The following is a 3,821-nucleotide window of genomic DNA, read 5'->3' as shown; positions in this document are numbered from 1 at the left end:
TGGGGTTGTCGATGGCCGATTGGAGCGTCAGCCCAAGTCGTTGCGTGAAGCGGTGGCCACCGCCGAACGGTTGGAGCGCGAAGGCTTCCGTTTCTCGGTCGGTATTGGCCAGCTCCTGGTGACGAACATGCGGGCTCTCGGCCTGAGCTACGCCCAAGCGTTTGAGCCGTGCCGCAACCTGCAGGCGATTAGCGAGCTGATGGTCAAGAACTACACCAAAGCCCTGACCGCGAATCCGAACCCACAAGAAGCCCTGCGCGACTCGCTCTCGATGTACTACAGCGGGAACCCTGTACGTGGTTATCGCCCGGACAAAGAGGGTGATCTGTCCTACGTGCAGAAAGTTGTGGTCGGTGCCCTGAATCCTTCGAGTGCTGATCCGATTGTGCCTGCTGTGGAGGCCACTGCAGGCGATGAGGCGATACCCGTAGCGGTTGCATCACCAGGGGCACGAAAAACGCCTGTGCGCGCTCGTACAGCTTCGTCAAAACATAGTGACCCATGGGTGATTGTGACCGACGAAAACGGCCAGGCACCGCAACCCGCTCAACAGGCTGCGATGCAACCGGCGAGCCCTGAGCAGTCAAGGATTCAAGTTGCGCTGGACACTGGCGATGCTGCGCCGGTTGAACAGTTCCAACGCTTCGCTGATCCCAAACCAGCCGCTGCGCTGGCATCCGGCCAAGGGCAAGCGCAAGTCGAGCCATCTTTCGTACAGATCATCAATTGAATTTCTCGCACGCGAGAAAAGGGGGATTTATGCAAAAACTTCCATCCGTTTTTTTGCTGGGAGCGTTATTGCTGTCAGGTCCAGCCGTTGCTGATGAACCGGTCCAGCCGCCCTATGGCCATGACAGTAACCCCGACGCTTGCGGTGCTGTTCTTTGTCTACTTGGCATGACCCGCGATGGTGACTGCGACAAGTACATCCAGAAATATTTCAGTATCAAGCGTTACAAGCACGGACATTTCAGTCCTTCGCGCACGAAAGCCGCACGGGGGGAGACTGTTGAGTCCTGCAAGGACGATGAGGGTTTGACTAAAAAGGCCAACGATATTTGGGGGCCTGTAGAACATGGTTTCTAGAGTTTTCAAGCCACTGGCGTTGACGATGGCACTGGTCGCGGGGGGCAGCCTGCAAGTGCTGGCCCTGGCTGCTGACAACGAGGGCGACGCAAGCCGTCGCATCGAGGTCGGTTTCTAGCCCGAGGGCTCTGCACAGAAACTAGTCTTGCGCACCATTTACGCGGCCACCAGCTCTATCCGCGTTGCTGCGTACGTCTTCACCAGTCCAGACGTTACCCGAGCGCTGGTTGCCGCCAAGCAACGCGGTGTTGACGTGGCGGTGGTCGCCGATCACCGCAGCAACCTCGAAGAAGCGCGCTCAACTGCTGGGCGCCATGCCCTGACGCTTATAGCCAAGACGGGTACCCAAATATTGGATCTGATTTTTCGCGCCCAGCATCAGACACGCGGCCGACTTCGCCTACGGCGCTTACTATTGGCGCAGTTGCACCGTGATCGCACTGGTGGGCCGCGTGCAGCACAACAGGATGTCACCGTTTTGCGGAGCGTCCAGCGGGTCGTCGAAGTACTCGACCGTACCTTCGCGCAAGCTCACCTGGCAGGTATTGCACAAGCCCGCCCGGCAATTGAACGCCGGAGTCAGGCCCGCCTGTTCGGCCAATTCGAGCAATGAATGGCAGTTTTCATCCCAGGCTACGCGGGTGCCGGACGGCATGAAGCAGACACTTACGGCACCGTCCTTTGCCACAGGTTCGCTCAGCGTCGGCTCAGGTGGCGGCGCTGGACTGACGTCGTCTTCCTCAAGCACCGTCGCCGGGCCAAAAAACTCGTAATGAATTCGTTCGCGGGCCACCCCAAGGCTGCGCAACAGCCGCCAGTTGGCCTGCATGAAAAGTCTGGGGCCGCACAGGTAGATATCATAGTCGTCCAACGGCAGCAGGCTTTGCAGGGTTTGGCGACTGATCAGGCCCTGGCTGTGAAAGCGGTCACGATCCGCCTCGCTCGGATTGCGATAACAGAAGTGCACTTCAATGCCCGGGCGCCGGTCGGCCAGGGCCAGCACTTCATCGCGAAACCCATGCACCGCGCCGTTTTCGCAGGCGTGCAGAAAGTGCACCGGGCGCATCGACTGGCCGCTCAGGCGATGCAGCATGCTCAGCATGGGCGTCAAACCGACGCCGCCGCTGAACAGCACCACCGGCCTTGGACTTTGCTCGTCCAGCACAAAGGTGCCGGATGGGCCTGCGATGTCGAGTACGTCGCCAACCCGCACGCCGTCGTGCAGGTGGTTGGAACCTTGTCCGGCCGGCAGGTCTTGGCGATCGAACGGGGCGGGTTCACGCTTGACCGAAATTCGTACCTGGAGCGGGTTGTCCGTGAGGGCACTGACGCTGTAGTTACGCAGCACTCGAGTGCCGTCGCCCAACACCAGCCGCACCGTGAGGAACTGCCCCGGACGAAAGTCCATGGGTGCAGGACCGTCCTGCGGCGCGAGGACGAAGGAGGTAATGACCGCGCTTTCCGGCGTTTTCTCGATCACCCGCCAAGCCTTGAAACCTTGGGGTTGGCTGCTCATCTCAAACCCCCGCTGTTTGCGGTCTGGCCTTGTACCAGCGGGATCAAGTCCGCAGGTTGTTCCTGGGCAATCAATTTGGCCAGGTTACGCCGGAAACGCAGGGGGCCCGAGTCGGAGGCCAGGTCGATATTGGGGCTGCACTTGTTGGCCATGCCTTGATGGACGGCGGCGAGCACCACGCGGTCTTCGGCGAAAGCGTGACGTACGTCCTCATCGAACTGGCGCGAGACTTCCTCGTTGTCCTGGTCGAAGTTGCGCACCTGGAACCAGTAGTAGCGGGTGGTGGACTCATCGATGGGGGTCATGAAGTTGTAGGAGTTCATCAAGAACACCTGTTCGTGCACCGGCCCGGCATCCGATCCGGTGCCGGCCGGGGTGAAGATGGCCTTGATGATGGCCTGGGCCGGGTAGTGCACTTCGTAATGCTGCTTGCGGTCACAGTTGCCGCTGAACTTGACGAACTTGGCGTAGAACGGCGCCACTTCGATGTCGCGCATCCACCGCGACACGATCACGCCGACGTCTGTCACCGTAGTTTGCAGCGGCTCCTGGGCGCATGCGGCGCTGCCAAAGGAGGACTGGTGAACCCAGGCCACGTGGGAGGGGTCGAGCAGGTTGTCGGTCATGTACAGGTAGTTGCAGGGGATGACCATGCTGTCGCCACGATTCAGGCCCCAGGCCGGATCGCCCCATTCGGGCACGTGGCAAATCTTGCTGGCGTCGGCCAGCTCGGCATCGCCCATCCAGATCCAGATCAGGCCGTAGCGCACGGCCAGCGGATAACTGCGCACCTTGGCGCCTTGGGGAACGTGCTTACTGCCGGGGGCGCGCACGCAACTGCCCGAGCAGTCGAAGGTTAGGCCGTGGTAACCGCATTCGATGTCGTCACCTTGGCGCCGCCCTAAGGACAACGGCAGTTTGCGATGCGGGCAGGCATCTTCTAGGGCGACCGGGGTGCCATCGCCTTTGCGGTAAAGCACTACCGCCTCATTCAGCAGCTTGACCGCAAACAGTTGCTCACCGAGTTCGGTTTCACTGGCGGCGACATACCAGGCGTTGCGCATAAACATGGGGTCTCTCCTTATTATTCTTCGGATCGTGGCTAACAACGGATCCAGAATACGAGAGGCCAGTTGAGTAAGAATAGATGGATAAAACTGATATTTGGTTTAGGTTCTCTTAAGTGTTTATCGCGTCCCCACGAACATCTCCTGTGGGA

General features: G+C 59.9%; 5 protein-coding genes and 1 pseudogene. 4 read left to right on the top strand and 2 right to left on the bottom strand.

Annotated elements, in window-relative coordinates:
- From ACF8MI_RS25090 to ACF8MI_RS25075, 4 genes and pseudogenes are all read left to right on the top strand, one after another.
- Positions 1 to 730 (top strand): mating pair formation protein (locus ACF8MI_RS25090; RefSeq protein ID WP_274121211.1); only part of this gene is annotated, 730 nt, incomplete at its 5' end.
- A 29-nt stretch (positions 731 to 759) separates the two neighbouring features.
- Positions 760 to 1,086, top strand: coding sequence for a TrbM/KikA/MpfK family conjugal transfer protein (locus tag ACF8MI_RS25085; protein WP_053070061.1), 327 nt, complete (start codon positions 760 to 762; stop codon positions 1,084 to 1,086).
- Positions 1,076 to 1,204: a hypothetical protein gene (locus ACF8MI_RS25080; RefSeq protein WP_254925078.1), complete on the top strand. Its 129-nt coding sequence runs from the start codon at positions 1,076 to 1,078 to the stop codon at positions 1,202 to 1,204. The genes ACF8MI_RS25085 and ACF8MI_RS25080 overlap by 11 nt, the downstream gene beginning before the upstream one ends.
- Before the next feature lie 27 nt (positions 1,205 to 1,231).
- Positions 1,232 to 1,426, top strand: a pseudogene (locus ACF8MI_RS25075) (phospholipase D-like domain-containing protein); the annotation flags it as partial.
- 72 nt (positions 1,427 to 1,498) lie between these two features.
- On the opposite strand, the gene ACF8MI_RS25070 reads toward ACF8MI_RS25075, so the two are convergent.
- Both ACF8MI_RS25070 and ACF8MI_RS25065 read right to left on the bottom strand, forming a co-directional pair.
- A complete protein-coding gene (locus ACF8MI_RS25070; protein WP_009682427.1) occupies positions 1,499 to 2,602 on the bottom strand; it encodes an FAD-binding oxidoreductase in 1,104 nt (367 codons plus the stop codon).
- A complete protein-coding gene (locus ACF8MI_RS25065) occupies positions 2,599 to 3,672 on the bottom strand; it encodes an aromatic ring-hydroxylating dioxygenase subunit alpha (RefSeq protein ID WP_009682426.1) in 1,074 nt (357 codons plus the stop codon). Before ACF8MI_RS25065 ends, ACF8MI_RS25070 begins: the two co-directional genes overlap by 4 nt.
- Between the last annotated feature and the right edge of the window lie 149 nt (positions 3,673 to 3,821).

The organism is Pseudomonas sp. yb_9, assembly GCF_043103635.1.
Taxonomy (GTDB): Bacteria; Pseudomonadota; Gammaproteobacteria; order Pseudomonadales; family Pseudomonadaceae; genus Aquipseudomonas; species Aquipseudomonas monteilii.
This window is presented reverse-complemented; position numbering and strand designations above follow the sequence as displayed.